Below are 339 nucleotides of genomic sequence, written 5' to 3' on the forward strand. Positions count from 1 at the left end.
GTATCGGCATGGATGGAAATCAGAAGATCGGCTTCGTGCTGGCGGGCGATGCGCACGCGTTCGTCGAGCGGCAGGTACACGTCGTTGTCCCGCGTCATAAACACATCATATTTGCCGACCGCGGCCAGCTTGTCGCGCAATTCGGTGGCAAAGGCGAGCGTGACGTTCTTCTCGACCGTGCCGCCGGCGCTCTCCGCGCCGCCGTCGACACCGCCGTGGCCGGGGTCGACGACGACTGTGAAGCGGTGTCCAGGCGCCGAGACCGGCCCGGTGCCAACGCGGCCGCCCTTGTCGGTGGAAACGGTCGAGCCGGTCGTCAGAGACTGGTTGGCAAGCGCC

The 339-nt window shown here is 66.4% G+C and carries 1 protein-coding gene; it reads right to left on the reverse strand.

The features are described 5' to 3' along the window. Nucleotides 1-339 (reverse strand): N-acetylmuramoyl-L-alanine amidase (locus EN818_RS31330; RefSeq protein WP_135906680.1); only part of this gene is annotated, 339 nt, incomplete at both ends.

This window comes from Mesorhizobium sp. M3A.F.Ca.ET.175.01.1.1, assembly GCF_004791945.1.
GTDB lineage: Bacteria > Pseudomonadota > Alphaproteobacteria > Rhizobiales > Rhizobiaceae > Mesorhizobium.